18 protein-coding genes and 1 pseudogene are annotated in these 21,961 nt (G+C 73.1%); 6 read left to right on the top strand and 13 right to left on the bottom strand.

Annotated features, from left to right (window positions below):
- Positions 1–185: 185 nt before the first annotated feature.
- The 5 genes and pseudogenes from I8N68_RS24810 to I8N68_RS24790 form a co-directional block, all read right to left on the bottom strand.
- Positions 186–1,400: pseudogene (locus tag I8N68_RS24810) on the bottom strand (arginase family protein); the annotation flags it as partial.
- Between the two features lie 66 nt (positions 1,401–1,466).
- Complete coding sequence (locus I8N68_RS24805; RefSeq protein ID WP_200214776.1) at positions 1,467–2,384, bottom strand: tetratricopeptide repeat protein; 918 nt, start codon at positions 2,382–2,384, stop codon at positions 1,467–1,469.
- 212 nt (positions 2,385–2,596) lie between these two features.
- Positions 2,597–4,285 carry a coenzyme B12-dependent isobutyryl-CoA mutase large subunit gene (gene icmA, locus I8N68_RS24800; protein WP_200214774.1) on the bottom strand — a complete coding sequence of 563 codons (1,689 nt, stop codon included), beginning with the start codon at positions 4,283–4,285 and terminating at the stop codon, positions 2,597–2,599.
- Positions 4,286–4,453: 168 nt separating this feature from the next.
- Positions 4,454–4,693, bottom strand: coding sequence for a tautomerase family protein (locus I8N68_RS24795; RefSeq protein WP_200214772.1), 240 nt, complete (start codon positions 4,691–4,693; stop codon positions 4,454–4,456).
- A gap of 32 nt (positions 4,694–4,725) precedes the next feature.
- Positions 4,726–5,439, bottom strand: coding sequence for an SDR family NAD(P)-dependent oxidoreductase (locus tag I8N68_RS24790; RefSeq protein WP_234040539.1), 714 nt, complete (start codon positions 5,437–5,439; stop codon positions 4,726–4,728).
- Positions 5,440–5,545: 106 nt separating this feature from the next.
- On the opposite strand from I8N68_RS24790, the gene I8N68_RS24785 reads away from it, so the two are divergent.
- Complete coding sequence (locus I8N68_RS24785; RefSeq protein ID WP_200214768.1) at positions 5,546–6,166, top strand: TetR family transcriptional regulator C-terminal domain-containing protein; 621 nt, start codon at positions 5,546–5,548, stop codon at positions 6,164–6,166.
- 54 nt (positions 6,167–6,220) lie between these two features.
- Here the strand turns inward: I8N68_RS24785 and I8N68_RS24780 are convergent, their stop codons facing one another.
- The 3 genes from I8N68_RS24780 to I8N68_RS24770 all read right to left on the bottom strand — a co-directional run bounded on the left by I8N68_RS24780 (position 6,221) and on the right by I8N68_RS24770 (position 9,026).
- A complete protein-coding gene (locus I8N68_RS24780; RefSeq protein ID WP_200214765.1) occupies positions 6,221–6,634 on the bottom strand; it encodes an Asp23/Gls24 family envelope stress response protein in 414 nt (137 codons plus the stop codon).
- A 140-nt stretch (positions 6,635–6,774) separates the two neighbouring features.
- Positions 6,775–7,779: a methylmalonyl Co-A mutase-associated GTPase MeaB gene (gene meaB / locus I8N68_RS24775; RefSeq protein ID WP_200214763.1), complete on the bottom strand. Its 1,005-nt coding sequence runs from the start codon at positions 7,777–7,779 to the stop codon at positions 6,775–6,777.
- A 47-nt stretch (positions 7,780–7,826) separates the two neighbouring features.
- A complete protein-coding gene (locus I8N68_RS24770) occupies positions 7,827–9,026 on the bottom strand; it encodes an acetyl-CoA C-acetyltransferase (protein ID WP_200214760.1) in 1,200 nt (399 codons plus the stop codon).
- Between the two features lie 62 nt (positions 9,027–9,088).
- Here I8N68_RS24770 and mce point away from each other — a divergent pair, with 62 nt between their 5' ends.
- The 5 genes from mce (at position 9,089) to I8N68_RS24745 (ending at position 16,636) form a co-directional block, all read left to right on the top strand.
- On the top strand, positions 9,089–9,562 hold the full coding sequence (gene mce / locus I8N68_RS24765; RefSeq protein ID WP_200214757.1) for a methylmalonyl-CoA epimerase: 474 nt from the start codon (positions 9,089–9,091) through the stop codon (positions 9,560–9,562).
- 263 nt (positions 9,563–9,825) lie between these two features.
- Positions 9,826–11,181 carry a crotonyl-CoA carboxylase/reductase gene (ccrA, locus tag I8N68_RS24760; RefSeq protein WP_200214928.1) on the top strand — a complete coding sequence of 452 codons (1,356 nt, stop codon included), beginning with the start codon at positions 9,826–9,828 and terminating at the stop codon, positions 11,179–11,181.
- Positions 11,182–11,458: 277 nt separating this feature from the next.
- A complete protein-coding gene (locus tag I8N68_RS24755; RefSeq protein ID WP_200214745.1) occupies positions 11,459–12,712 on the top strand; it encodes a DivIVA domain-containing protein in 1,254 nt (417 codons plus the stop codon).
- A gap of 167 nt (positions 12,713–12,879) precedes the next feature.
- The gene (locus I8N68_RS24750) at positions 12,880–14,985 is read left to right on the top strand and encodes a coiled-coil domain-containing protein (protein WP_200214742.1); all 2,106 of its coding nucleotides are present in this window, start codon (positions 12,880–12,882) and stop codon (positions 14,983–14,985) included.
- Between the two features lie 589 nt (positions 14,986–15,574).
- Entirely contained in the window at positions 15,575–16,636 is a 1,062-nt protein-coding gene (locus I8N68_RS24745) for an AI-2E family transporter (protein ID WP_307812968.1), read from the top strand.
- A 199-nt stretch (positions 16,637–16,835) separates the two neighbouring features.
- Here the strand turns inward: I8N68_RS24745 and I8N68_RS24740 are convergent, their stop codons facing one another.
- From I8N68_RS24740 to I8N68_RS24720, 5 genes are all read right to left on the bottom strand, one after another.
- On the bottom strand, positions 16,836–17,645 hold the full coding sequence (locus tag I8N68_RS24740; RefSeq protein WP_200214739.1) for an alpha/beta hydrolase: 810 nt from the start codon (positions 17,643–17,645) through the stop codon (positions 16,836–16,838).
- 66 nt (positions 17,646–17,711) lie between these two features.
- Positions 17,712–18,038 carry an Rv1322 family protein gene (locus I8N68_RS24735; protein ID WP_307812962.1) on the bottom strand — a complete coding sequence of 109 codons (327 nt, stop codon included), beginning with the start codon at positions 18,036–18,038 and terminating at the stop codon, positions 17,712–17,714.
- Between the two features lie 86 nt (positions 18,039–18,124).
- The gene (locus tag I8N68_RS24730; protein ID WP_200214735.1) at positions 18,125–19,915 is read right to left on the bottom strand and encodes a 3-hydroxyacyl-CoA dehydrogenase family protein; all 1,791 of its coding nucleotides are present in this window, start codon (positions 19,913–19,915) and stop codon (positions 18,125–18,127) included.
- Positions 19,916–20,037: 122 nt separating this feature from the next.
- Positions 20,038–21,102, bottom strand: coding sequence for an alpha/beta fold hydrolase (locus I8N68_RS24725; protein ID WP_200214733.1), 1,065 nt, complete (start codon positions 21,100–21,102; stop codon positions 20,038–20,040).
- Positions 21,103–21,241: 139 nt separating this feature from the next.
- On the bottom strand, positions 21,242–21,712 hold the full coding sequence (locus I8N68_RS24720; protein WP_200214730.1) for an FHA domain-containing protein: 471 nt from the start codon (positions 21,710–21,712) through the stop codon (positions 21,242–21,244).
- Positions 21,713–21,961 lie beyond the last annotated feature (249 nt).

Raw genomic sequence — 21,961 nt, 5'->3', positions numbered from 1 at the left:
TCGCCGACCGGCGGCGCCTCCTCGTCCTCGGCGATCCCCGCCTGCCGCAACCGGCCCGGCCCGGCGGTGGCGAGCGGACCGACCGGCTCGGGTGCGCCGGCGTCGTCCGGCGGCGGCACCCGGCGCAGCAGGCCCGGTGCGGCGGCCACCGCCGGCGCCCGACCGCTGGCGGACGCTGGCCCGGATGGCGCTCCCCCGCCGGGCTCCGTCCCCGGCGCCCGGCGCAGCAGCGCGGCAACCGACGCCGTCGGCTGGTCCGGGGCGCCGTCAGCGGTAGCCCCGCCGTCCGGCGAGCCGGGTCCCGCGGGGCCGCCGTCCGCGAGCGCGGGCGGGGTCGACGTGGGGTCGGGGGTTTCCACCGCGAGGGCGGGGGCCGGGGCGGCCACCGGACGCGACAGTGCGACCCGGTCTCCGGGACGGCCGTTGCCCGCCCGGGGCGATGGCGCGGGCGGGGCGGCCGGCAGCAGCCGTGGTGGCATCGCGGCCGGCGCCGAGACCGGCGCCAGCCCGGAGACGACGGTGTTGACGATCTCGGCGGCGTACGAGCCGTCCGGGTCGTAGTCCGGGTCGAAGACGGTCAGCTCCACGCCGAGGCAGTGCGGGGTGTCGACCAGCCCGGCGAGCAGGATCTCCAGCTCGGCGAAGGCGATCCCGCCCGGGTCGGGCGCGTCCACCGCCGGCATCACCGCCGGGTCGAGCACGTCCACGTCGATGTGCACCCAGTAGCCGGCGCAGTCGGCGAGCTGATCGTGCGCCCACTGGGCGGTCCGGGCGGCCCCCTCGGCGCGCAGCGCCGGCACCGGCCGGGTGGTGATCCCGGCCGCCTGGAGGTCCAGCCGGTACTCGTCCTGCGCGCGGATGCCGAGCACCACCACGTCGATGTCCCGGAAGTACGGCCGGCGTCCCTCGATGGCGGCCAGGTCGGCCTGCCCCCGGCCGGTGACCAGGGCGAGGTCCTCCCCCGCCGCCGCGCCGACGTACGAGGCGTTGCCGGGGTGCCGGAAGTCGGAGTGGCCGTCCACGAAGACCAGCCCGATCCGGCCGCCGACCGCCTCGCCCAGCCGGTGCATGGCCAGCGCGGAGCCGAGCAGCACCGAGCAGTCCCCGCCCAGGACCAGCGGGAACTCACCCCGGTCGATGATCGCGCCGATCCGGTCCGCGAGTGCCAGTGAATAGTCGGAGATCTCCCGGGCGTGGCAGACGCCGTCGCCGGGTCGCCAGTCGCCCGGGTCGTACCGGGCCGGGGTGAGGCAGCCGGCGTCGCGGGCGCGCAGCCGGGCGAGCAGGCCGTGGTCGCGCAGCGCGCCGGGGGCCTTGCCGCAGCCGGGGACGGAGGTGGCGGTGGGTGGGCGCAGCCCCAGGTTGGTCGGCGCGTCGAGGACGGCGATTCGGCGCATCATGGGCTCCCGTCCTCGGTGGTCGGGCGGGCCGGCCGGATCGCCGGCCCGCGCTGGCGTGCTAGGAACTCAGAACAGGGCGCTGGCCAGGGCCCGGCGGGCCGAGGCGACCGCGGGGTCGTCCGGGCCGGCGATGGCGAAGAGCGAGACCAGGTGCTGGCGTACCTTCTCCCGGTCGTCGCCGGCGGTCCGGCGGACCAGCCCGACCAGCCGCTTGTACGCCTGCTCGGCCAGGCCGCTGAGCACCTCGATGTCGGCGGCGAGGAGCTGGGCCTCGACGTCGTCGGGGGCGTTCTCGGCGGCGGTGAGCGCGGCCTGCGGGTCGGCGCCGCCGACCCGACGGGCGAGGCCCACCTGGGCCAGACCGGCCTCGGCCGCGGCGTCCGACGGGGTTTCGGCCAGGATCTTCCGGTACGCCTGCTCGGCGGCGTCCAGGTCGCCGCTCATCAGCGCGTCGTCGGCCTCGTCGAGGCGCGGGTCCTCCGGCTCGGCGACGGCGACGCCACCGGCCTTGAGGACCGCCTGCAGCCACTGGCGGAGCTGGGCCTCCGGCACCACGCCGGGGAAGGCGTCGACTGGCCGCCCGCCAACGACCGCGTAGACGGTCGGCACCGCCTGGATCTGAAACATCTGGGCGATGCGTGGGTTCTCCTGGACGTCGATCCGAGCCAGCACCCACGCGCCTTCGCCCTCGGCCGCCAGCCGCTCCAGCACCGGGGCGAACTGGTCGCTTTCCGGGTATCCGGCCGCGCCGAAGAAGACCACCACGGGCTGGGACAGCGACCGCTCGAGCACCTCGGACTGGAGGGTTGCCTCGGTCACGTCGATCACGGCCACTCCGCCGTCGGCGGAAGCGCCCGGAAGACCGGTGGGCGGCCCGGACTGGGCCGGTGTGGTGGGACGGGAGGGGGCCGGTGTGCTGCGCAGCGCGCTGAGGTCGACCGCGCCGCGGGTGAAGATCGACGAGGTGATCCGTGGGTCGCTCATGGTTACCTAGTCTCGCACGCCCCCCGCCAATCTCAGATCAACCGCGACCGCGACAGTTGCAGTTCTCACCCCGCCCCCCACCCCTCCCCCCGCCCCGCCCCCCGCCCTCCCCCCACCCCTGCGCGATCTTGCACTTTGGGACCCCGCTCTGCGGCATTCGCGGCTTTCGCCGGGGCACCAACTGCAAGATCGCGGGAGGGGTGGGTGGGGGGTCAGAAGCGGGCGGGCTCGCGGTAGGTGCCCCACTCGGCGCGGAGGGCGTCGCAGATCTCGCCGAGAGTGGCTTCGGCGCGGACGGCGTCGAGCATCGCGGGGATCATGTTGCCGTCGGTACGGCTGACCTCGACCATCCGGGTGACGGCGGCCTTGACCGCCGCGTCGTCGCGGGCGGTCTTGCGCTCGGCGAGGACCCGGCGCTGCTCCAGCTCCACCTCGTGCGAGATGCGCAGGATCTCCAGGTCCTTGGCGACCGTGCCGGTGTGGCAGTTCACCCCGACGATCTTCTTGTCGCCCTTCTCCAGCGCCTGCTGGTAGACGAAGGCCGACTCGGCGATGTGGCCGGTGAACCAGGCGTCCTCGATGCCCCGCAGGATGCCCGAGGTCATCGGTCCGATCTGGTGCGGGCCCTCGCCGCCGAGCTGCCGGATCCGGGCGAAGATCTCCTCCGCCTCGGCCTCGATCTTGTCGGTCAGCGCCTCGACGTACCAGGAGCCGCCGAGCGGGTCGGCGACGTTGACCACCCCGGTCTCCTCCATCAGCACCTGCTGGGTACGCAGGGCGATCTCGGCGGACTCGTCAGTGGGCAGGGCGAGGGTCTCGTCGAGGGCGTTGGTGTGCAGCGAGTTGGTCCCGCCGAGCACCGCGGCCAGCGCCTCGACGGCGGTCCGCACCACGTTGTTGACCGGCTGCTGGGCGGTCAGCGACACCCCGGCGGTCTGCGTGTGGAACCGCAGCCAGAGCGCCTTTTCACTGGTGGCGCCGTAGACGTCACGCAGCCAGCGGGCCCAGATCCGGCGGGCGGCGCGGAACTTGGCGATCTCCTCGAAGAAGTCCACGTGGGAGTCGAAGAAGAAGCTCAGGCCCGGGGCGAAGACGTTGACGTCCAGCCCGCGCGACAGCCCCAGCTCGACGTAGCCGAAGCCGTCGGCCAGGGTGTACGCCAGCTCCTGGGCGGCGGTCGAGCCGGCCTCACGGATGTGGTACCCGGAGACCGACAGCGGCTTGTACCGCGGGATCTCCCGGGCGCAGTACTCCATCAGGTCGCCGATCAGGCGCAGGTGCGGCTCGGGATCGAAGAGCCACTCCTTCTGCGCGATGTACTCCTTGAAGATGTCGGTCTGGAGCGTGCCGTCCAGGGCGGACGGGTCGGCGCCCTGCCGCTCGGCGGCGACCAGGTACATGCAGAAGACCGGCACGGCCGGGCCGGAGATGGTCATCGAGGTGGTCACGCCAGCCAGGTCGATGCCGTCGAAGAGCGCCTGCATGTCGGTGGCGGTGTCGATCGCGACGCCGCAGTGCCCGACCTCGCCGAGCGCCTGCGGGTCGTCGGAGTCGCGGCCCATCAGGGTGGGCATGTCGAACGCGACCGAGAGCCCGCCGCCGCCGGCGCCGAGGATCATCTTGTAGCGCTCGTTGGTCTGCTGGGCGTTGCCGAACCCGGCGAACTGCCGGATCGTCCAGGTCCGCCCGCGGTAGCCGGTCGGGTGCAGCCCCCGGGTGTACGGGAACTCCCCCGGCCAGCCGATCCGGTCGAAGCCCGGGTACGCGGTGCCCTCCGGCGGCCCGTACACCGGGTCCACGGTCATTCCCGAGAGCGTGGTGAAGTCCGCGTCCCGCTTGCGCGCGGCGTCGTAGCGGGCCTGCCAGCGTGCCCGTCCGGCGGCGATCTCGTCGGCGTTCATCCGCGGAGCTCCTCCTCGAGTCCTCGACTGAAGACCGAGTGTAGAACGGGTGCCTGAACGATCGCTAAGGAAGTTCGTACCGGCCGGTAACCTGACCGGCCGGTACGCACGTTTCGACTGCCCGGATCGGCGCGCTGTCCGGCCCCGCGCCGCTCCAGGTGCCGGGCGTTACTCCGGCGAGCCCGAGCCCTGCTGCTGCCGGAACTGGTCCACCGGGAGGCCACCCCGCCCCCAGTTCTCGGTGTCGACCTCGTCGATCACGACGAAGGTCGAGCTCAGCGGCTTCTTCAGGACGTCGAGCAGCAGCTGGCTCACCCCCTTGATGAGCGCGGCCTTCTCCTCGGCGGTCGCCGCGGCGGCACCGGGCGTGCTGCCCTCGCGGGTGATCTGGATGTTGACGATCGGCATCGTCGTGCTCCTTGCTACGGCTTGCGGAGGGGTCAGTGACCGGCGTTCTGGCCGCCGTCGACGTGCAGGATCTCGCCGGTGACGAAGGGCGCGGACTCGAGGTAGACGACGGCGTCGACGATGTCGCTGGTCTCACCCATCCGACCGACCGGGTGCAGGCCGGCGAGGGTCTCGTGGGCCTCGACCGGGTGCATCGGGGTCTTGATGACGCCCGGCGCGACGGCGTTGACCCGGACGCCCCGGCTCGCGTACTCGATGGCCAGGGACTTGGTTGCGGAGTTGAGGCCGCCCTTGGTCAGCGACGCGAGCACGGACGGGACGTTGGAGTTGGGCTGGTCCACGAGGGCGGTCGTGATGGTGACGATGTGTCCTGCGCCGGTGGCCAGCAGGTGCGGCAGGGCGCGCCGGGTGAGCTGGAAGAAGCCGCTGAGGTTGACCCCGGTGGCCAGGGCGTAGTCCTCGTCGGTGTAGTCGGTGAACGGCTTGGCGAGGAAGACGCCCGCGTTGTTGACCACCGTGTCGACGCGGCCGAAGCGCTCAAGGGCAGCGCTGATCACCCGCTCCGCGGTGTCGGCGTCGGCGATGTCGCCCTGGACGGTGACGATCTCCGGATCGTTGGCGGCGCCGATCGAGCGCGAGGTCGCCACGACCCCGTACCCGAGCTTGCGGTACGCGTCGACGAGGCCGGCGCCGATGCCCTGAGACGCACCGGTGATCACTGCGACCTTCTGTCCCTGACTGCTCATGATTCCTCTTCCTGACTGGCCGGAGCCCTTGTTGGCGCCGACCGGGATGGCCAGTAGACGACTGGTCGACAAAAAGCTAGCCGACCGGTCGTGTATCGTCAAAGCCATGGGACGGACAAGTGACGCGCGGAACAAGATCCTCGGCGCGGCCGCGATGCTGCTGGAGCAGCGCGGCTATTCCGCGCTGGGCGTGGCGGAGATCTGCACCACGGCGGGCGTGCCGAAGGGCAGCTTCTACTACTTCTTCGAGTCCAAGCAGGCTCTCGCGCTCACCGTGATCGACGACCACTGGGCGAGCCAGCGGCGGCGGTGGGTCGAGCTGCTCAGCAGCGACCGCGACCCGCTGCGGCGCCTGCGGGACCTGTTCGAGGCCACCGAGGAGGTGCAGCGTGCCGGGCAGCGCAAGGGCGGCCTGGTCGTCGGCTGCCTCTTCGGCAACCTCGCGCTGGAGCTGAGCAACCAGGCCGAGGAGATCCGTGGCCGGCTACAGGAGATCTTCGAGGCCCAGATCGACCTCATCGAGCGGGTGGTGGTCGAGGCGAAGGATCAGGGCCAGGCCGGCCCGGCGGTCGACGCCCACGAGGTCGCGCGGTCGATGGTCGCCCAGATCGAGGGGCGCGCGCTGCTCGCGAAACTGCTCAACGACCCAGCCCAGCTCGAGACGCTGTGGCGCAACAGCCTGGACCTGCTCCAGGTGCCGCCGCAGGTCCGGGCCGCGCTGGACTGAGCAGACCCGGCGCCGCGCGGGTACCCGACCGGGCCTGCCGGTGCGGACGGCCCCTCAGGCCGACGGGACCGCCGTACCCCCCAGGGCCACGTCGTCGACCCGGATGTTGATCTCGTCGACCCGCAGCCCGTACGCCTCGACCGCCGAGGTCACCGCGGAGCGGACCGCGTCGGTCACCTCCGGGACCGGCCGGCCGCCGGAGATCACCAGCACCAGGTTGACCACCGCCGCGCCGTTCGTGACATGCGCCGAGCAGCCGCGCCGGGCGTCACCCACCTGGTCCAGCCCGACCTTGTCGAGCACCGAGTTGAAGAAGCGGGCCACGTCCCCGCCCAGCTCCGCCACCCCGGGCACGGACTTGGCGGCGGCCACCGCGATCTTCTCCACCACCTCGTCGGAGACGTGCGTCGTGCCGCCCGCCACCGCGTCCGGCGTCACCGACAGCTCCTGAGTCGCCTCGTCAGCCATGCCCTCTCCCAGCCCCGCCATCCCGCACCCCGCACCCCGCGGCGCGCCCAGTGGAGGGTACGCCGCGCCGATCGAGGGATTGTCGTCGCTGGTGGAGATCAGCCGACGACGACAATCCCCGGACCGAAGGGGAGATCGGGTCAGCCGCCGAGCTGGGCGAGGAGCTCGTCGGCGGCGGCGTAGGGGTCCAGGGCGCCCTCGGCCACCTTGGCGGCGAGCGTGGCCAGCTCCGTACCGTCGCGCAGCGAGCCGATGCGGGCGCGGAGGGCGCCGAGCGCGATGGCCTCGACCTCGGCGGCGGCCCGCGCCTCCCGGCGGCGGCGCAGCTCGTCGTGCTGCTCCAGCCAGCCGCGGTGCTTGTCGATCGCGGCGGCGATGTCGTCGATCCCCTCGCCCCGGGCGGCGATCGACCGGACCACCTGCGGGCGCCACTCCCCCGGCCCGCGCTCACCCAGGGCGATCATGCCCTGGATGTCGCGAACGGTGGCGTCGGCGCCGTCACGGTCGGCCTTGTTGACCACGAAGACGTCCGCGATCTCCAGGATGCCGGCTTTCACCGCCTGGATCGCGTCGCCCATGCCCGGGGCGAGCAGCACCAGCGTGGTGTCGGCCAGCGAGGCGACCTCCACCTCGGCCTGCCCGACGCCGACGGTCTCCACCAGCACCACGTCGCAGCCGGCGCCCTCCAGCACCCGGACCGCCTGCGGGGTCGCCGCGGACAGCCCGCCGAGGTGGCCCCGGCTGGACATCGAGCGGATGTAGACGCCCGGGTCGGTGGCGTGGTCCTGCATCCGGACCCGGTCGCCGAGGATCGCCCCGCCGGTGAACGGGCTGGACGGGTCGATGGCCAGCACGCCGACCCGGTGGCCGCGCGCCCGCAGCGCCCGGACCAGCTCATTGGTGGTGGTGGACTTGCCCACCCCGGGCGACCCGGTCAGACCCACCACCTGGGCCTGTCCGGCGTACGGCGCGAGGGCCGCCGCCACCTGCGGGAGCACCTCGTCGCCGGACTCGACCAGGGTGATCAGGCGGGCCACCGCGCGGGGGTCACCCGCGCGGGCCCGCTCCACCAGCATCGGTACGTCCCGGCTGCGGCGCACCGATCCGGTGGCCGCGGCCGGGGCGTTCTCGACGACGTCGCTCACTGTGCTTCCTTACTGCGGGGCTCGCAGAACCGGCTGGCGCCGCGCGCTCACTGCTCGGTCTCGGCGCCGTCCGGGACGTGGATGATCAGCGCGTCGCCCTGCCCACCGCCGCCGCAGAGCGCGGCCGCGCCGGTGCCGCCGCCGCGCCGCTTGAGCTCCAGCGCCAGGGTGAGCACCAGCCGGGCACCGGACATGCCGATCGGGTGGCCCAGCGCAATCGCGCCGCCGTTGACGTTGACCTTGTCGGTGCTGATCCCGAGGTCCCGCACGGACTGGATGCCGACCTGGGCGAACGCCTCGTTGATCTCGATCAGGTCGAGATCGGCGACGCTCAGGCCACCCTTCTTCAGGGCGTGCAGGATGGCGTTCGAGGGCTGCGAGTGCAGGGAGTTGTCCGGGCCCGCCACGTTGCCGTGCGCGCCGATTTCGGCCAGCCAGGTGAGCCCGAGCTCCTTGGCCTTGGCCTTGCTCATCACGACCACGGCGGCGGCCCCGTCGGAGATCGGCGAGGAGCTGCCGGCGGTGATGGTGCCGTCCTTCGTGAACGCCGGGCGCAGCTTGCCCAGCGACTCGGCGGTGGTGTCCGGACGGATTCCCTCGTCCTCGCTGATCACCAGCGGGTCGCCCTTGCGCTGCGGGATGACCACGGGGGTGATCTCCTCGGCGAAGTGGCCGTTCTTCTGGGCGGCGGCGGCCCGCTGGTGGCTGGCCGCGGCGAACGCGTCCTGCTCCTCGCGGCTGATGCCGTGCTTCGTGCCGAGCCGCTCGGTCGACTCGCCCATCGAGCAGCAGTCCCAGGCGTCGGTGAGCCCGTCCAGCGCCATGTGGTCCTTGACCACCACGTCGCCGTACTTGTAGCCGCCGCGCTGGCCGAGCAGCAGGTGCGGGGCGTTGGTCATCGACTCCATGCCGCCGGCCACCACGATGTCGAACTCGCCGGCCCGGATGAGCTGGTCGGCCAGGGCGATCGCGTCGAGGCCGGAGAGGCAGACCTTGTTGATGGTCAGCGCCGGCACGGACATCGGGATGCCCGCCTCGACGGCCGCCTGGCGGGCCGGGATCTGGCCGGCGCCGGCCTGGAGCACCTGCCCCATGATCACGTACTGCACCTGGTCGGGGGCGACGCCGGCCCGTTCCAGTGCGGCCTTGATGGCCACCCCGCCGAGCTTCGTCGCCGGGAGGTCCTTGAGGTTGCCCAGCAGGCGCCCCATGGGGGTCCGCGCGCCGCTGACGATCACCGAAGCCATGCCTGCCTCCGAGGGGGGTGCCGACCTGTACGCCTTAACGATTGTTCGGTCAGACTAGCGCCATGGCTGAGAACTCCCCCGTCGAGCCCGCTGCGGACTACGTCACAGACATCGGGCTGCTCCGCATCGACCACGTCGGGATCGCCGTGGCCGACCTGGACGCCGCGATCGACTTCTACCAGCGCACCTTCGGGATGCGCTGCGTACACACCGAGACCAACGCCGAGCAGGGCGTCCGCGAGGCGATGCTGGCGGTCGGCCCGACCACCGAGGGCGGCTGCGTGCAACTGCTCGCCCCGCTGTCTCCGGAGTCGACCATCGCCAAGTTCCTGGACCGCAACGGCCCCGGAGTGCAGCAGGTCGCGTACACGGTCGCGGACATCGACGCGGCCTGCGCTGCCCTGCGTGAGCGGGGCGTCCGGCTGCTCTACGACAAGCCGAAGCGGGGCACCGCCGACTCCCGGATCAACTTCGTCCACCCCAAGGACGCCGGCGGCGTCCTGGTCGAGCTGGTGGAGCCGGCCGCCGGCCACTGAGCCGCGGGTGGGGCCCCGCGCCGGGGCCCCACCGAGCGCGGCGCTGCGCGGTTCGCCGCCGCGCCGGACACCTCCACGCATCGGCCGATGCAGTTTTTCACAGAAGACTTCCCGCCCTAGCTACCGTTCAGTAACGTCCGGCCCCACAGGAGCGCGGCCGGTGCCGGATGTGTCGATTGCCGACATGGCGGTCGGTCGCACCGGCGCCGACGATGGCAGCACCCCTGCCCCCCGGCCTGGGTGCGGACGAACGGGAGGTCACCGTGCAGGACATCCTCGAAGCGATCATGGCGGCGGAGGGCTCCGCGCAGCCCGAGCGGGAGCTCGGCGGCCTCGCCGGACTGCCCGTACCGGAGACCTACCGGGGTGTGGTGGTCCGCGCGGAGGACACCCGGATGTTCGACGGGATGGCCACCCGGGACAAGGACCCGCGCAAGGCGCTGCACCTGCAGGAGGTGCCCACCCCCGAGCTCGGCCCGGGTGAGGCCCTGGTCGCGGTGATGGCCAGCGCCATCAACTACAACACGGTCTGGACCAGCATCTTCGAGCCGCTGCCGACCTTCAAGTTCCTCCAGCGCTACGGCCGGCTCTCCGAGCTGACCCGCCGCCACGACCTGCCGTACCACGTGGTCGGTTCGGACGCCGCCGGCGTGGTGCTGCGGACCGGGCCCGGGGTTACCAAGTGGAAGGCCGGCGACGAGGTGGTCGCGCACTGCCTGTCGGTCGAGCTGGAGGACGCGGCCGGGCACGACGACACCATGCTCGACCCGCAGCAGCGGATCTGGGGCTTCGAGACCAACTTCGGTGGCCTCGCCGAGCTCGCCGTGGTCAAGGCCAACCAGCTGATGCCCAAGCCGCGCCACCTGAGCTGGGAGGAGGCGGCCAGCCCCGGGCTGGTCAACTCCACCGCGTACCGGCAGCTGGTCTCCCATCACGGGGCCAACATGAAGCAGGGCGACGTGGTGCTGATCTGGGGCGCCTCCGGCGGCCTGGGCGGCTACGCCACGCAGATGGCGCTCAACGGCGGCGCGATCCCGGTCTGCGTGGTCTCCTCGCCGGAGAAGGCCGAGCTGTGCCGGAAGATGGGCGCCGAACTGGTCATCGACCGCGCCGCCGAGGGCTTCCGCTTCTGGAAGGACGAGGACACCCAGGACCCGGACGAGTGGCGGCGCTTCGGCGAGCGGATCCGCGAGCTGACCGGCGGCGAGGACCCGGACATCGTCTTCGAACACCCCGGCCGGGAGACCTTCGGCGCCAGCGTCTACGTGGCCAAGCGCGGCGGCACCATCGTCACCTGCGCCTCCACCAGCGGCTACCAGCACCAGTACGACAACCGCTACCTCTGGATGCACCTCAAGCGGATCGTCGGCAGCCACTTCGCCAACTACCACGAGGCCTGGCAGGCCAACCGACTGGTGGCGCTCGGCCAGATCCACCCGACGGTGTCGAGGAGCTACCCGCTGGAGCAGACCGGCCAGGCCGCGTACGAGGTGCACCGCAACGCCCACCAGGGCAAGGTCGGGGTGCGCTGCCTCGCGCCGACGGACGGCCTCGGCGTCCGCGACACCGAGCTGCGCGCCCGGCACGAAACTGCGATCAACCGGTTCCGCGGCCACTGAGCCGTACGGGTGCCGGCCGGATGACCATTGCGGCGAGCGGGGCTTTGCCTTTCCACCGGCCGGCACACCATTCGCGGGCCACCTGACAAAGGGTCGCGGGCTTCGGCCCGCGGCCCTTTTTCGCGCTCACCTCGGGTGACGCCCGACCCGCCCGGGACCTGCCAAGATCGCCGTTTGGTCCGGTCTCGCCGTCCACAGAAGTTGACCATGTAATGAGGACACGAAAGCTCGGGACCGCTCTTGCGAACGACCCCGGGGGGTCTGCGAGTATGTCCCAATGCCCCAGCAGCAGTCCTCCCCTCTTGCGTTCTTCGATAACGCGAACTCGCAGCCCGATTTCACCGTTGGCCTGCGCGGATACAACACCGGTCAGGTCGATGACTTCATCGGTCGGCTGACCGCCGCGCTGACCCAGTCCGAGCAGGCCCGCGCCGAGGCCGAGCAGCGGATGAACGACGCCCAGCGCCGGCTCCGCCAGGCCGAGCAGCGCCAGAGCGCGCTGGAGCAGAAGCTCACCGACACCAACAAGCAGCTCGAGGAGAACAGCCGGCCGACCCTCTCCGGCCTCGGCACCCGCGTCGAGCAGATCCTCCGGCTGGCCGAGGAGCAGGCCAACGACCACCGCAACGAGGCCAAGCGCGAGTCGGAGGGCATCCTCTCCGCCGCCCGCCTCGAGGCCCGCGAGATCACCGACAAGGCGCGCGCCGAGGCGGCCGCCATGAAGGCGACCGCGGAGCGCGAGGCCGGCAGCGTCCGCACCACCGCCGAGCGGGAGGCCGCCGAGGTCCGGGTCCAGGCCCGTCGCGAGGCCGACACCCTGCGCGCCGACGCCGAGCGGGAGACCAAGCAGCTGCGTACGGTCACCGCGCACGAGGTGGCCGAGCTGAAGTCCACCGTCGAGCGAGAGGTCGCCACCCTGCGGGCCACCGCCGAGCGGGAGATCACCCAGCAGCGGGCCAAGGCCGCGCGGGAGGCCGAGGAGAAGCGCGCCGAGGCGACCAAGCTGCTCACCGACGCGCGCGACAAGCGCGACAAGGACCTGCAGGCCCTGGAGCTCCAGCTCGCCGAGCGGCGGGAGAAGGCCGAGCGCGAGGAGTCCGAGCGGCACGCCGCCCAGGTCGCGCAGACCCAGAAGCTGGTCGGCGAGGCCGAGCAGCGGGCCCGGGCCGCGCAGGATCGGGCCAAGGAGATCGAGCAGCGGGCCGAGGCCCGTCGGGTCGAGTCCGAGCGCACCGCCAACGACACAGTGGAGAAGGCCAAGGCGCTGGCCGAGAAGACGCTCAGCGAGGCCAAGGCCGAGTCGCAGCGCCTGCTCAGCGAGGCCCGCACCGAGGCCGAGCTGACCACCCAGGCGGCCCGCCGCGAGGTCGAGGACCTCACCCGGCAGAAGGACGCCGTCACCTCCCAGCTCGGTCAGATGCTCTCCGGTCTCGCCGGCATCGTGCCGGGCGTGCCGGCGGCGCCGGCCAAGCCGGAAGCGGCCAAGAAGGAGGGCTCCGAGGAGCGGGTCACCGCCGAATCGGCCAGCTGAGCACCACCCGCATCGGGGCATGATCCACGGCGCGAGGTGACACCGGGTAACCGGTGGATCCTCGCGCCGTCATGCGTTCCGGCCGGTTCCGCCACATCCGTGAAGTACCTCCCAACAGGGGCGTCCGTATCGCCCCAGCAGGGCCGGATGCGTGTGAGGATGGGGGTATGTCGCACGGCGAGGAACTGTTCGCTCTCGGCGGGGACGTGACCACGGAGCCCAGCTTCGAGTCCGCTCTGCGGGGGTACGAGAAACGACAGGTCGACCGGTACGTCGCTCGTGCGGAGCACGAGATCGCCACCCTGGCCACCGAGCGGGAACAGGCGTACACCCAGATCCACAAGCTGGCCGGCCAGGTCGAGGTGCTGCAGCGCGACCTCGCCCAGGTGCGCAAGCAGGTCGGCGTGGTGGACCGGGCCTCATTCCGGCACCTCGGTCCCCGGGTCGAGCAGATCCTCCTGATGGCCGAGGAGCAGGCGGACGAGATCCTCGCCTCCGCCAACGAGGAAATGGAGGCGCGGCGGGCGGCCGCCGAGCACATCATCACCGAGGCCCGCGAGCAGGCCGCGCAGGCCCTCAGGGACTTCGAGATCGCCCTCGCCGCCCGGCGGGCCGAGGAGGAGCGGCACACCGCCGCCCGCAAGGCCGAGGCCGACGCCAACCTGAAGGCCGCCAGGGACGAGTCGGAGAAGCTGCGCAGGACGGCCCAGGACGCGCTGGCCAAGGCGCAGCAGGAGGCCACCCAGCTCCGGGACACCGCCAAGGAGATCCACACCCGGGCTCAGCAGGAGGCCACCCGGCTGCGGGAGACGGCCAAGGAGGCACTGGCCAAGGCCCAGCAGGAGGCCACCCAGCTCCGCGAGGCGGCCAAGGAGGTGCACGCCAAGGCCCAGCAGGAGGCCAAGCGCCTCACCGAGTCCGCAGCCGAGGCGGGCCGGGCCACCCACGCCAAGGCCCTCCAGGAGGCGAAGAAGATCGTCGACGACGCCGAGGAGGCCGCGAAGGGGACCCGCGGCCGGGCCCGGCAGGAGGCCAACCGGCTGACCACCGAGGCCGCGGAGGCCGGCAAGCGCAACCGGGCCGAGGTCGAGGCGTACGTCAAGCGGATGCGCAGCGAGACCGAGGCGTACGTCCGGCACGCCCGCGCCCAGACACAGCAGGAGCTGGGCGCCTGGCGGGCCGGCGTGGAGAAGGAGGTCAACTCCCGACGGGAGGCGGCCGACAAGGAGCTGGCCCAGCGCCACGCCGCCGCCGAGCAGGAGTACGCCAAGCGCCGCGACGAGCTGGAACGGCAGCACACCGCCCGGCACACCGAGCTGGAGACGCGGCACAAGGCCCGGCAGGCCGAGCTGGAGCAGGCGTACACGGCCCGGCGTGACGAGATCGAGCAGGGCGCCGCCGGGGTCCGCCAGGCCGCCGAGCAGGACGCGCTCACCATGCGCCGCCGGGCCGAGGACGAGGCCGCCGAGCTGCTGCGCCGGGTTGAGGCCGACGCCGCCGAGAAGCGCCGCAAGGCCGACGAGCACGTCGCCGCCTCCCGGCGCCAGTTCGAGGAGTACGCGGCCACGACCCAGCAGCACCTGGCCACCACCCAGCAGCACCTCGCCGCCACCCAGCAGGAGGTGGCCACCGGCCGGCAACAGCTCGCCCAGGTGATGCTGGAGATCGCACAGGCCCAGCAGGAGCTGGCCGACCTGCGGCAGGAGACGTGGAAGTCCCGGCAGGAGTCCGACGACCTGGAGCGGAAGCTCGCCGAGCTCCGGCTCCCGGCGACCAAGGGCAAGCCGGCCATCGGCCTCTCGGCCGTGCCCGTCTCCCCGGGCGCGCTCGCCGGGAACGGGGGCGGGCCCGCCGCACCGGCCAAGGGGACGGCACCGGTCAACGGCAGTGAGTCCGGCCACAGCAGGGAGCCGGTCACGGCCAAGGGCAGCGCGCCAGCTGGCGCGGCTAAGGGCAGCGCGCCAGCCGGCGCGGCCAAGGGTCCGGCCAGCGGCGCCAAAGAGCCCGCGAAGGAACCGGTCGCCGGTGCGGCGGGAGACGCCGGCGATTCGAGGGCCCGTCCGGTCGGCGAGCCGGTGACCACGGTGGACGGCAACGCCGCCAGCGCCGGGGTGGAGGGCGAGCGGACGGTGGCCGCCGTGCCGGGCGAGGGGGGCCGGGGCGCCACCCCGACGAAGATCACCAGCACCGGCGAGAACGGCAAGCGGCCGTCGAAGCCCACCATTGACGAGCGCAGCGCCAAGCCGAGCACCGTCAGCGTCGAGTCCGACTGACCGGTCCCCCGGCGCCCCGGCACGGTCTCTCGGCCACAGGTGTCGGCCAGCGTCCCAGGTCGCCGACGCGGGGCGGCCGTGCCAGCCGGCAGGGTGCCACACCGGCGCGCCGAGCGGGATGGCCGGCAGGCCCGCCGGCCGCTAACCTGCCGGGCAGGGCCTGCGGGCGGGCCGGATACCGGCCACCGAAGCAGTGCCCGACCCGGCCGCGATTCCGGCCGGCGAGGCTCCTCCGACCGTGCGGAGGCAGATCGGGGGTCCGGTGTCGCAGGACGAGCCGTCGGGCAGCGCCCGACCGGACGACGACGATCCGTTCGCCGCGCTGCGGCCCGAGGACGACCTGGCCGCGACCACCGATCCCGCCCCCGACCCGCGGGGGTCGCGGCCCACGGCCGCCGGTGACGGGAGCGGCGCGGGCGCCGCCGGTGAGGGGGGCGGCGCGGGCGCCGCCGGTGACGGGAGCGGCGCGGGCGCCGCCGGTGAGGGGGGCGGCGCGGGCGCCGCCGGAGCGATCGGGCCGCGGACACCACCGTCCACCGGCGGCACCACGGTCGGCGAGGCGGCGGCCGCCGATCCCACCGAGTTCGAGGTGGGCGGACCGAGTGGGCGCTTCGGCACCCCCGGGCGGCCGTTGCGGCGCAGCAGCTTCCTGATCGGCTTCACCGGCGCGCTCGGCGTGCTGCTGGCGTACGCGGTCTTCCTCGGCGTACGCAACTCGGCCGGCATCCTCGTCCTGGTGGTCATCGCGCTCTTCCTCGCCGTCGGCCTCCACCCGGCGGTGGTCCGGCTGCGCGGCTGGGGGCTGTCGCCCGGGCTGGCCGTGGCGGTGGTGACGCTGACCGTGGTGCTGCTGATCATCGGTGGACTGCTGGCGCTGGTGCCCCCGGTGGTGACCCAGTCCGGGCAGTTCATCGAGCAGTTGCCGAGCTACGTCGACGAACTGCGCGGCAATGCCACGGTGAACGACCTGATCGAGCGGTACGACGTCATGGCACGGGTCGAGTCGGCCGCCAGCGCGGACACCATCGGCCGCGCCCTCGGCGGCGTGCTGGGCGGTGCCCAGCTGATCTTCGGCACCATCTTCCGGGCGCTGACCGTGCTGGTGCTGACGATCTACTTCCTGGCCTACTTCGACAAGCTGCGCGCCCTCGGGTACGCGCTGGTGCCGCGCACCCGGCGGGAGCGAGTGCGGCTGATCGGCGACGAGATCCTGACCCGGGTCGGCGCGTACATGGTCGGTGCGATCAGCATCGCGGTGCTGGCCGGGGCGAGCACTTTCGTCTTCGCGCTGGTGGTCGGGCTGCCGTACCCGTTCACGCTGGCGGTGGTAGTCGCGGTAACCGACCTGATCCCGCAGATCGGGGCCACCCTGGGCGCGGTGGTGGTGACCCTGGTCGGCCTCGCCACCGACCTGCCGGTGGGCATCGCCTGCCTGGTCTTCTTCCTGATCTACCAGCAGGTGGAGAACTACCTGATCTATCCCAAGATCATGCGCCGGGCGGTCGCGGTCAACGAGGTGGCCGCCCTGCTGGGTGCCCTGCTCGGGGTCGCGCTGCTGGGCGTCGTCGGCGCGCTGATCGCGATCCCGATGGTGGCCGCCCTCCAGCTGATCCTCCGGGAAGTGGTCCTCCCCCGGCAGGAGTCCCGCTGATCCCCGGTCGGACCTCCGGCCCGGAGCAAAATCCGCCGCCCGGCGTGCCGCCTCGGTCAGGCCGGGCGCGACCACTGCCGGCAGCAAGATGACTGTCAGGCATATTTGTGCCTCACCGTCATCTCGCTCGCGGGGACAACCGGGCCCGGCCGGGCGTTCGCCGTAGCCGCCGTAGCCGCCGTGGGACCGGCGGCCCCCGTCAGCCGGCCCGGCGCTGTTGCGGCCCGGGGACCGGGGTGTCGGCGAACGAGGCCACCGTCCGGTCGGCGTACGCGCTGACGTCGCCGGTCTCCACCGGGCCGTCCCAGGTGGTCGGCAGCGGCAGCGGCGTCGCCGGGTTGACCCGCCGGACGATCTCATCGAGCACGGTCTCGGCGTCACCGACCCAGAGGTGCTTGGCGCCGGGCACCCCGACCACCTCGGCCTGCGGTACCGCCGCGAACCGCTCCCGGGCCTCCGCCGGGCGCAGGTAGTCGTCGAACTCGGGGACCAGGGCGGTCAGCGGCCTGCCGCTCTCGGCCCACGGGGTCAGGTCGTCGGCGGTGGAGTAGCGCAGCGGCGGGGAGAGCAGGATCGCCCCGGCCACCGCCGGGTCGCACCCGTACTTCAGGATCAGATCGGTGCCGAACGACCAGCCGACCAGCCAGATGTTCGGCAGCTCGGCGAACTCGGCGTACTCGATGGCGGCCGCGACGTCGAAGCGCTCGCCGACCGCGTTGTCGAAGGCTCCCTCGCTGGTGCCCCGGACGCTGCTGGTGCCCCGGGTGTTGAACCGGAGCACCGCCAGGTCGGCCAGCGCGGGCAGCCGCCAGGCCGCCTTGCGGAACACGTGGCTGTCCATCATCCCGCCGTGGGTGGGCAGCGGGTGCAGGCAGACCAGGGTGCCCACCGGCTCCCGGTCCAGCGGCCGGGCCAGCTCACCGACCAGGCGCAGCCCGTCGGCGGTGTGCAGCTCGATGTCCTCCCGGCGACCGGGCAGGATCGACGACGCGCGGATTGGTGTGCTCACCGTCCCAGTCTGGCGCGCCGCCGCCTGCGTCGCCCGCCGGGGCGGAAACAGGGTGATCCAGATCGCTCAGCCGTGCCGGGGGGCGCTCCGGCCGCGCTGGATCACCGGGCCGCGCCGGTCCCGGGCCCGCCAGCAGCCGCTGTGCCAGTGCCGGCGGTCGGTGAGATCACCCCGGTCGTCCGCCGGCCAGGCCACCACGTGCGCCACACCCGGGCGGATCTCCTGGTCGCAGCCCGGACAGCGGTACGTCTTGGTCGAGGCCCCGCCGCTGATTGCGCGTACCTGCCAGTCGCCGTCGCGCCACTGCTGCACGGTGGGTACGCCCTGCCGGGCCCGGTCGGAGTCCAGGTGGACGGTCTCGTCCCGGCGGGGTCGGTTGCGACGGGGGCTCACGGTCACCAAGCGTACGGTCCGCCGCCGGGACCGGCCGGGGACGGGCCGGCCCCGACGCCGTCACCGGCGTCCGGTGTTGACGCCGATCAGCGGTTGGTGTGGTCGCGGAAGCCGCGGCCGCTCTTGCGGCCCAGGTAACCGGCGGTGACCAGGTGCTCCAGCAGCGGCGCGGGGGCGAAGCCCGGCTCGCGCAGCTCCAGGTAGAGCTCCCGCTGGATGGCCAGCGACACGTCCAGCCCGACCACGTCCAGCAGCTCGAACGGGCCCATCGGGTAGCCGCAGCCCAGCTTCATCGCGTAGTCGATGTCGTCGGCGGTGGAGTAGCTGGCCTCCAGCATCTTCACCGCGTCGTTCAGGTACGGGAAGAGCAGCGCGTTGACGATGAAGCCGGACCGGTCGCCGCACACCACGCCGGTCTTGCCCAACGTGGCGCAGACCGCCCGGGCGGTGGCGGTGGTCTCGCCCGAGGTCCGGATGGTCTGCACCACCTCGACCAGCGGCATGACCGGCGCCGGGTTGAAGAAGTGCAGCCCGACCACGTCGGCGGGTCGCTGGGTGGCCATCGCGACGTCGATCACCGGCAGCGACGAGGTGGTGGTGGCGAGCAAGACGCCCGGCTTGCAGATCTCGTCCAGGCTGGCGAAGAGGGCCTTCTTGACGCTCAACTCCTCGACCACGGCCTCGACCACCAGGTCGACGTCGGCCAGGTGTTCCAGCACCGCCGACCAGTTGATCCGGCCCAGCGCGGCGTCCCGATCGGCCTCGCTGAGCTTGCCTCGGACCACGCCCTTGTTCAGCGAGGTCTTGACCGCCTCGAAGACCTTCGCGGACTTCTCCGCGCCCCGGGTCACCGAGACGACCTCGTACCCGGCCTTGGCGAAGACTTCGATGATCCCGGTGGCCATCGTCCCGGAGCCGACCACGCCGACCTTCGCGATGGCGCGCGCGCCGTCGGCGAGCGCGGCCTGCGCCGCCACGGGCGTCTGGTCGTCCGGTACGACCACCGGGGAGCCCGGCCGCTCGTAGGTGTAGAAGCCGCGGCCGGACTTCCGGCCGAGCAGCCCGGCGGTGACCATCTGCTTGATCAGCGGCACCGGCGCGTGCCGGCGGTCCCGGCCACCCCGCCGGTACATGGTGTCCAGGATCTCGTACGCGGTGTCCAGGCCGATCAGGTCCATCAGGGCGAGCGGGCCCATCGGCAGGCCGCAGCCGAGCTTCATCGCGGCGTCGATGTCCTCGCGGGTGGCGTACCGGCCCTCGAACATGCTGACGGCGTGGTTGAGGTAGCCGAAGAGCAGCGCGTTGGCGATGAAGCCGGCCCGGTCGCTGATGGTCACGTCGACCTTGCCCAGCCGCTCGCAGAGCGCCTCCACGTCGGCCACCACCTCGGCGGAGGTGACCACGGTGCGGACCACCTCGACCAGCTTCATCACCGGCGCGGGGTTGAAGAAGTGGATGCCGATGACCTGGTTGGGCCGGGTGGTGGCGACCGAGATCTCGGTGACGCTCAGCGAGGAGGTGTTGGTGGCCAGAATGGCCTCGGGCTTGCAGACCCGGTCCAGCTCGGCGAAGATCCGCTGCTTGAGGTCGAGGTGCTCGGGCACCGCCTCGATGACCAGGTCCACCGCGTGCAGTGCGTCCAGCCCGACCTGGAAGTGCACCCGGGACAGCAGGGCGTCCCGGTCGGCCGCGGCCAGCTTGCCCTTGGCGACCGCGCGATCGGTGGAGCCGGTGAGGTTGGCCCGGCCGCGCTCCAGGGCGGCCTCGGAGATCTCCACCGCCACCACGTCGATGCCGTTGCGGGCGAAGACCTCGACGATGCCGGCACCCATGGTGCCCAGACCCACCACACCCACACTGGTGAACTCGCGCGCCACGACCGGCCTCCCCTGGTTGACTCCGCCGTTGCCGACATGAACGGCCGCTAAGGTTATGCGCCGGAGTCTGCCACGTGACGCTGCGTTGTCGAGACGCCGTGGGATATTTCACGCAGTACGCCTCAGGCCGTCGCCCGCACCCCCGTGAGCGCCAGCAGCTCCGCCACGAACTCGACCGGCCGTTCGAGGTGCGGGGTGTGCCCGCAGCCGGCCAGGACCACCTCCCGGTACGTCCCGCCGGCCGCCGCGTACCGATCGAGCACCGCCCGGGTCTGCCCGATCATCGGCTGCGGCGGGCAGTCCGCCGCCCCCGGCCAGCCCGGCACCGCGCCGAGCGACCCCAGGTACGCCAGGTCGAACAGGGAGGTGTCCGAGACGATCACGTCGGCGTCGCCGCGTACCCAGGTGATCGGCGGCCGGACCGGGACGGCGACCAGCTCGTCGGCGACCCGGAAGTGGGCCGGCGCCAGGGCGTTGAGCACGCCGCGCTCCCCCGGTGCGGTCCCCGGCCAGTGCGGCGAGGCGACCGCGGTGCCCGGATAGTTGTCGTCCCCGGTGGCGGTGGACAGCACGCTGTCCAGCAGCAGTTCCTCGTCCTCGCCGAGCGACGCCGGGTCGGCGACGTAGGTGGCCCGCAGCACGTTGCGCGGGCTGGTCGGGCCGGCCGCGCCGCGGTCCTTCGCGGCGAGCCGGGCGACGAAGTCGGGGTTCGCCGTGCCGGCTCCGGTGCCGGCGAAGTCGGGCGTGGTCGGCGTGCCGGCGACGTCCCGGGTGCCGCCGAAGCCGTACGGGGAGACCGGCGCCTCCAGCAGCAGGGCGGCCACCCGCTCGGGGCGGTCGACCAGCAGCCGCATCGCCACGCCCCCGCCGAGCGAGTGCCCGACGACCACCGGCCGGGCCCCGGCGGCGAAGAGCCCCGGCACGTCGAGGAGGGCGGCCAGGTCGTCGGCGAAGTCACCCAGCCCGCGCCGCGCGTCGACCGGGGCGGTCTGGGTGTCGCCGTACCCGCGCAGGTCGGGGGCGACGACCCGGAGCGTCGCCGGCAGCCGGCGGAGCAGCGGCTCCCAGAAGGCCGAGGAGGAGGCGTTGCCGTGGATCAGCAGCAGCGGCACGCCGTCCGGCGGCCCCGCCACCCGCACCGCCTGGCTGACGCCGTTCGCCGACACGATCCGCTGTGCGCTCTCCATCGGCGCATGCTGGCACGTCCCGCCGCCCGGGTCCATGTGGCCGGCACCCACCCGCCGCCACCGGCGGTTGTGTCGGCACGCCATCGCCCGTACCGGCGGCCCAGCGGCACGAGCCGCGGCCGCGCTGCGCAGGGGGCTGTCAGCGGTGGGCGTCGACCGGGGCCGGCGGGAGCGGCAGGACCCCGCCGCGCGGCTCCACCGACACCCGCGGCGCCGGGGGGACGGGCAGCGGCAGGGTGGGCCGGTGGTCCCGGCGCGGCGCCGCGAAGCTCAGCCCGACCGGGTCGGTCCGGGCCACCCCGGGGTCGAAGAACCGCAGCTCGGTACGGCCCAGCCGGATCACGTCGCCGTCGGAGAGCAGCTCGATGCCGGCGATCCGGCGGTCGTTGAGCCAGGTGCCGTTGGTCGAGCCCAGGTCCACCAGCGACACCCCCTCGCCGATGAGCTGGACCGCGGCGTGCCGCCGGCTCAGGTGCGGATCGTCGAGGACGATCCCGGCGGTCGGCGCGCGGCCGATCACCTGCGGGTCACGGCCGACCCGGAAGCTCAACCCCCGCGTCGTGCCGCCCGCCACCGTCAACAGCGGCATCAGTTCCGGATGATCCTCCATGGACCGTCGCCCTCCACCCCACCATCGCTCCGCGGGTCAGCGTGCCACCTCACCGTAGTCGGCCCCACCACCGGGTGGTCACCTCCGCGACCCCGCGCGGTCAACTCCCGTTCGCCGGTTCGGCGGCCACGCAGCGTCCCGCCACGGTACGTCTCCGTCGATGTCGGACATCGACGGGGCCGACGGGCGTCGACGCCGAAGGCACGATACCGAGCACCCGGGGCGGGCGGCGCGGCCGTGCCGGGGGTG

It is taken from the genome of Micromonospora coerulea (assembly GCF_016598485.1).
In the GTDB taxonomy this organism is placed as follows: domain Bacteria; phylum Actinomycetota; class Actinomycetes; order Mycobacteriales; family Micromonosporaceae; genus Micromonospora; species Micromonospora coerulea.
Note: the sequence above shows the minus strand (reverse complement) of the source record. Positions and strands in the feature narration are given on the sequence as shown.

What these genes read in the sequence shown, in the direction of transcription:
- I8N68_RS24805 (WP_200214776.1), bottom strand. Translation starts at nt 2,384, where the DNA reads ATGAGCGACCCACGGATCACCTCGTCGATCTTCACCCGCGGCGCGGTC.
- icmA (WP_200214774.1), bottom strand. Translation starts at nt 4,285, where the DNA reads ATGAACGCCGACGAGATCGCCGCCGGACGGGCACGCTGGCAGGCCCGC.
- I8N68_RS24795 (WP_200214772.1), bottom strand. Translation starts at nt 4,693, where the DNA reads ATGCCGATCGTCAACATCCAGATCACCCGCGAGGGCAGCACGCCCGGT.
- I8N68_RS24790 (WP_234040539.1), bottom strand. Translation starts at nt 5,439, where the DNA reads ATGAGCAGTCAGGGACAGAAGGTCGCAGTGATCACCGGTGCGTCTCAG.
- I8N68_RS24785 (WP_200214768.1), top strand. Translation starts at nt 5,546, where the DNA reads ATGGGACGGACAAGTGACGCGCGGAACAAGATCCTCGGCGCGGCCGCG.
- I8N68_RS24780 (WP_200214765.1), bottom strand. Translation starts at nt 6,634, where the DNA reads ATGGCTGACGAGGCGACTCAGGAGCTGTCGGTGACGCCGGACGCGGTG.
- I8N68_RS24770 (WP_200214760.1), bottom strand. Translation starts at nt 9,026, where the DNA reads ATGGCTTCGGTGATCGTCAGCGGCGCGCGGACCCCCATGGGGCGCCTG.
- mce (WP_200214757.1), top strand. Translation starts at nt 9,089, where the DNA reads ATGGCTGAGAACTCCCCCGTCGAGCCCGCTGCGGACTACGTCACAGAC.
- I8N68_RS24755 (WP_200214745.1), top strand. Translation starts at nt 11,459, where the DNA reads ATGCCCCAGCAGCAGTCCTCCCCTCTTGCGTTCTTCGATAACGCGAAC.
- I8N68_RS24750 (WP_200214742.1), top strand. Translation starts at nt 12,880, where the DNA reads ATGTCGCACGGCGAGGAACTGTTCGCTCTCGGCGGGGACGTGACCACG.
- I8N68_RS24725 (WP_200214733.1), bottom strand. Translation starts at nt 21,102, where the DNA reads ATGGAGAGCGCACAGCGGATCGTGTCGGCGAACGGCGTCAGCCAGGCG.
- I8N68_RS24720 (WP_200214730.1), bottom strand. Translation starts at nt 21,712, where the DNA reads ATGGAGGATCATCCGGAACTGATGCCGCTGTTGACGGTGGCGGGCGGC.